Source organism: Streptomyces otsuchiensis (genome assembly GCF_004305975.1).
GTDB lineage: Bacteria > Actinomycetota > Actinomycetes > Streptomycetales > Streptomycetaceae > Streptomyces > Streptomyces otsuchiensis.
Map to the genome: position 1 here is coordinate 1 of NZ_BHZI01000325.1, position 6,053 is coordinate 6,053.

The following is a 6,053-nucleotide window of genomic DNA, read 5'->3' on the forward strand; positions in this document are numbered from 1 at the left end:
CGACTACTGGGCGGACCAGCTGCGGGGCACCGTCCGCTTCGGCGACGGGGTGGCCCGGCTGGAGGGCGAGGGCGTCACCACCTTCCTGGAGGTCGGCCCCGCCGCCCTCGCCTCCCTCGTCCCCGACAGCCTCAACCGCCCCGGCGGGGCCGCCGTGGCGCTGCTGCGCCGGGGCCGCCCGGAGCCCGACACGCTGGTGGCCGGCGTCGGACGGCTCGCCGCGCGCGGCCACGAGGTCCGGCTCGGCGCCCTGTTCGACGGCAGCGGCGCCCGCCCCGCCGAGCTGCCGACCTACGCCTTCCAGCGCCGGCCCTACTGGATCGGCGAGCCCCCCGGCACCACCGGTGACACCGCCCGGCTGGGTCTGGACACCACCGGCCACCCGCTGTTCGGGGCGAGCGTGCCGCTGCCCGACGGCGGAGCCGTCCTCACCGGGCGGCTCTCCCTCGCCGACCAGCCGTGGCTCGCCGACCACCGCGTGCTGGACCGCGTCCTGCTGCCGGGCGCAGCGCTCGTCGAGGCGGCGGTACGGGCCGGCGACCAGACGGACGCGGGCACCGTCGACGAACTCGTCGTCCAGGCACCGCTGGTCCTCCCCGAAACCGCGTCCGTGCGGCTGCGCGCGGTCGTCGGGCCGGCGGCACCGAGCGGGACGCGCACGCTGCGGATCGACGCCCAGCCGGGCGCGGGAGAGCCGGGCACGGGCGCCGGGTGGACCACGCACGCCACGGGAACGCTCCGGCCCACCTCCGTCCACCCCGAGGCGGCCCGGGCAACCGCTGAGCCCGTGGAGCCAGGAGGCGGCGCCTGGCCACCCCCCGGCGCCGACGCCCTGGCCACCCAGGATGTCTACCGGGCGCTGCGCGCGGTGGGAGTGGACTACGGCCCCGCCTTCCGGGCGCTGCGCGCCATGTGGCGCGAGGGCGACACCGTGTACGCGGAGGTAGAACTCCCCGAGGCCGCGGGCGGGACGGCGGGGGAGAGCCCCGCCGAGGGGTACGGCATCCACCCCGCGCTGCTCGACTCCTGCCTGCACGCCCTGCGGTTCAGCGGATTCCTCGACGCCGACGCCGCGTTCGTGCCGTTCGCCTTCAGCGGCGTCACCCTGCACGCCACCGGTGCCCGTGCCCTGCGGGTCACCCTCACCCACCTGGGCGGTGAGTCCGTGCGGCTCCTCCTCACCGACACCTCCGGGGCGCCGGTCGCCTCCGTGGAAGCGCTGACCGTCCGCAAGCTGACCCGCGACCGGGTCGCCGACCGCGACCCCGCCCTCGACCACCTGTACCGCCTGGACTGGACCCCGCTGCCGGAGCCCGCGGCCGCACCGCCCGAAGTGCCCGGCCGGTGGGCGCTGTTGGGGGAGGGCGACCCGTACGGCACCGGTCTGCCCGCCCACGACCCCGACGACGGCGCCGGCCCGCCCGACGTCCTGGTCTGGTCGCCGCCCTTCCCGGGGGACGAGTCGCACGCCGCGACCCGCTCCGCCCTCGACGTCGTGCGGGCGCATCTCGCCGACCCCGCCCGTGAGCACACCCGGCTGCTGGTCCTCACCCGCGGCGCGGTCGCCGCGCTCCCCGGTGAGGACGTCCCCGACCTGGCCGGCGCGGCCGTCCACGGACTGATCGGCTCCGCACAGTCCGAGCAGCCCGGCCGGATCGTCCTCGTCGACGCCGAGGACGGCACCGGTGTCAAGGAACTCGCGGCGGCCCTGGCCACCGGAGAGGCCCGCACCGCGCTGCGCGGCGGCCTCGTCCTCGCCCCGCGCCTGGCGCGCCACGGTTCCGACGGCGCCCTGGCCCCCCTGCCCGGGGAACCGGCCTGGCGCCTCGGCATGACCGGCACCGGCACCGTGGAGAACCTCCGCGTGGTGCCCTGCCCCGAGGCGCTCGCGCCGCTCGGCGAGGGGCAGGTCCGCATCGGGGTGCGCGCGGCCGGGCTCAACTTCCGCGACGTGTTCACCGTCCTCGGCATGTTCCCCAGCATCACCGGAATGCTCGGGGGCGAGGCGGCCGGCGTGGTCCTGGAGACCGGGCCCGGTGTGCGGGGGCTGCGGCCGGGCGACCGGGTCACCGGACTGGTCTTCGGCGGGTTCGGGCCCGTCGCGGTCGCGGACCGGCGCATGGTCACACCGTTCCCGGACACCTGGACGTTCGAGCAGGCCGCCGCCATGCCGCTGGTCTTCCTCACCGCCTACCACGCCCTCACCGACCTCGCCGGGGTCCGCCCCGGCGAGCGCGTCCTGGTCCACGCGGCGGCGGGCGGCGTCGGCATGGCCGCCCTCCAGCTGGCCCGCCATCTCGGCGCCGAGGTCTACGGCACCGCCCACCCCGCCAAGTGGGACACCCTCCGCGCACTCGGCCTGGACGAGCGGCGGATCGCCTCCTCGCGCACGACCGACTTCGAGAACGCGTTCGCGGACAGCGGCGGCCTGGACGTCGTCCTCAACTCCCTCACCGGAGAGTTCGTGGACGCCTCGCTGCGGCTGCTGAGGGACGGCGGCCGGTTCCTGGAGATGGGGAAGGTCGACATCCGCGACACGGAGGCGGTGACCGGCGCCTACGAGGGCGTTCGGTACCGGGCGTTCGACGTCCTGGACGCCGGCGAGGACCGCATCCAGCAGATGCTGACGGAGCTGGTCGCCCTCTTCGAACGCGGCGTCCTGACCCCGCTGCCGGTCACCGCCTGGGACGTCCACCGGGCCCCGGAGGCGTTCCGGTACCTGCGGGAGGCGCGCCACACCGGCAAGGTGGTGCTGACCGTGCCGCGCCGGCCCGACCCGGAGGGCACCGTACTGATCACCGGCGGCACCGGGGACCTCGGCGCGCTCGTGGCGCGCCACCTCGTCACCGCCCGCGGCGTGCGGCACCTGCTGCTCACCTCACGGCGCGGCGCCGAGGCGCCCGGCGCCCGTGAGCTCGCGGCCGAACTCGGCGCCGCCGGGGCGGAGGTGACCCTCGCGGCGTGCGACGTCTCGGACCGGGACGCCGTGCGGCGGCTGCTGGCGTCGGTACCGCGGGCGCGTCCGCTGACCGGCGTCGTCCACACCGCGGGCGTCGTCGAGGACGGCGTCGTCGCCACCCTGACCCCGGACCGGCTCTCCCGGGTCCTCGCCCCCAAGGCCGACGCCGCCCTGCACCTGCACGACCTCACCGCGGACCAGGACCTCGCCCTGTTCGCCCTGTTCTCCTCGGCCGCGGCCGTGCTCGGCGGTCCCGGCCAGGGCAACTACGCCGCCGCCAACGGTCTGCTCGACGCCCTCGCCGCCCACCGCCGGTCACGCGGACTGGCCGCCACCTCGCTCGCCTGGGGGCTGTGGCGGCAGGACGGCGCGGGGATCACCGCCCACCTCGGGGAGGGTGACCTCGCCCGGATGGCGCGCTCGGGACTGCTGCCGCTGGAGCCACGGCAGGGCCTGGCGCTCCTGGACCTCGCCACCGCCACCGGGGACGCGTTCCATGTGCCGCTGAACCTCGACCCGGCGGCCCTGGCCGACGCGGGCACCCCGGATGAGGGGGCCGGCCTGCCCGCGGTCCTGCGCGGGCTGACGCGGCGGCCCGCCCGCCGCGCCGCCGCCGCCCCCGGCGCGGGAGACACCGAGGAGGGCTTCACCCGGCGGATCTCCGGACTCCCGCCCGGGGCGGCCCGGCGGGAGACCACGGACCTGGTGCGGGCCCTCACCGCGGGCGTCCTCGGACGGGACCGCTCCGAAGGAGTGGACGGGGTACCGCCGGACCGGCCGTTCCAGGCCCTCGGCTTCGACTCCCTCACCGCCGTCGAACTGCGGAACCAGCTCGCGCGGGCCACCGGTGAACGCCTGCCGCCGACCGTGGTGTTCGACCACCCGACGCCGGAGGCCCTCGCCCGCTACCTCACCGTGCGGCTGCTGGGGGAGGAGGCCGCTGAGGCGGAGAGCGCCGGCGGCGCCGGCGGCGGGGCCGACTCCGGGACCGGCGGCGTGGGGGACATCGACGCCATGGACGAGGACGAGCTGATCCGGCGCGCGCTGGGCGGCGGATCGTAACCGGACGGCCAGCCAGCCAGCCGGCCAGCCACCCGGCCGGTACGCGCGACCGCGCGCGGGGACTCCCCGCGCGCGGTCGTCCCGTCTGCGGGCGGGCACCGCGCACCCGGCCTCCCGGCGTCCGCTTCAAGAAGAAGATGCCGTTATCGCCCTTCCGAACCGGCGGGCTGTCGGGACAATTCGCGGTCAGTGCCCACGGCGTGGACTGGCCCCATAGGAGCCGCCCCGCACCCCGCCTAACGTGCGACGCGGATGCCCGGCCGGCTGCGAGGAGGAGACCTGCATGGCTGAATCCCGCGAGGATCTGGTGGCCGCGTTGCGAGCCTCGCTCAAGGAGAACGAACGGCTCGGCCGCCAGGTGCGCGCTCAGGGCACCGGCCCCGGCGAACCGGTCGCGATCGTCGGCATGGGCTGCCGCCTGCCCGGCGGCATCGGCTCTCCGGACGCGCTGTGGGAGCTGCTCGCCGAGGGCCGGGACACCGTCGGCGAGTTCCCCGACGACCGCGGCTGGGACCTGGACACGCTGTTCGGCCCCGACCCCGACAGCCCCGGCACCTCCACCGTGGACCGCGGCGGATTCCTCACCGGAGCCGCCGACTTCGACGCCGGACTGTTCGGGATCTCCCCGCGTGAGGCCCTCGCGATGGACCCGCAGCAGCGGGTGCTGCTGGAGACGGCGTGGGAGACCTTCGAGCACGCCGGGATCGACCCGACGACCCTGCGGGGCAGCCGGACCGGCGTCTACGTCGGCATCTCCGCCCAGGACTACGACCAGCCCGCCCGCCACGGCGACCCCCGAGTGGAAGGGCTGCTGCTGACGGGGAACACCCCGAGTGTCGCCTCCGGCAGGCTGGCCTACGTCTTCGGCCTCGAAGGTCCCGCCGTCTCCGTCGACACCGCCTGCTCGTCCTCGCTCGTCGCCCTGCACCAGGCGGTCCGCGCCCTGCGCGCGGGGGAGTGCGCGATGGCCCTCGTCGGCGGTGTCACGATCCTCACCTCCCCGCACCTCTTCGTCGAGTTCTCCCGTCAGCGGGGCCTGGCCAAGGACGGGCGGTGCAAGTCGTTCTCCGACGACGCCGACGGCACCGGCTGGTCCGAGGGCGCCGGGCTCCTCCTCGTGGAGCGGTTGTCGGACGCGCGGCGCAACGGTCACCGGGTGCTGGCCGTGGTGCGGGGCACCGCCGTCAACTCCGACGGAGCCTCCAACGGGCTCACCGCGCCCAACGGTCCCTCGCAGCAGCGGGTGATCCGGGCGGCGCTGGCCGACGCGGGCCTGTCGGCGGCGGATGTGGACGTGGTGGAGGCGCACGGCACGGGCACCGCCCTCGGCGACCCCATCGAGGCCCAGGCACTCCTCGCCACCTACGGTGCCGGCCGCGCGGCGGAACGGCCGCTGCGGCTCGGGTCGGTGAAGTCCAACCTCGGTCACACCCAGGCCGCCGCCGGAGTCACCGGGATCATCAAGTCCGTCCAGTCGATGCGCCATGACGCGCTGCCCGCCACCCTGCACATCAGCCGGCCCAGCAGCGCCGTCGACTGGGAGACCGGCGCCGTCGAGCTGCTGACCGAGCACACCCCCTGGCCGCGCGACCACGGCCCGCGCCGCGCCGCGGTGTCGTCCTTCGGCGTGAGCGGGACCAACGCCCATGTGGTGCTGGAGGAGGCACCCGCGGAGGACGCGCCGGCGCCGGCCGGACGCACCCCCGAGGGGCTGCCGCTGCCCTGGCTGCTCTCCGGCCGCACCCCGGCCGCGCTGCGCGAACAGGCCGCCCGGTTGCGTGAGTTCACCGCGGCCCGGCCCGACGTCCCGGCGGCCGACGTCGCGCGCTCCCTCGCGACCGGACGGGCCCAGCTCGAGCACCGCGCCGTGCTCTTCGGCCACGGCGGAGACGACCTCCTCGCCGCCCTCGACGCGCTCGCGGCCGACGGGCAGAGCCCCGACGGTCCCGGCACCGGGACCGGCCGTGCCACCTCCGGACGGCGCCTCGCGGTGCTGTTCGGTGGTCAGGGGTCGCAGCGGGTGGGGATGGGG

General features: G+C 76.6%; 2 protein-coding genes. Both read left to right on the forward strand.

The annotated features are described in order from the left end of the window. Nucleotides 1-4,021, forward strand: a 4,021-nt coding sequence (locus E0D90_RS22750; RefSeq protein WP_130799880.1) for an SDR family NAD(P)-dependent oxidoreductase, incomplete at its 5' end; no start/stop codon positions are given. A 307-nt stretch (nucleotides 4,022-4,328) separates the two neighbouring features. Further along, on the forward strand, nucleotides 4,329-6,053 hold a 1,725-nt coding region (locus E0D90_RS22755; RefSeq protein ID WP_438827435.1), incomplete at its 3' end, for a type I polyketide synthase.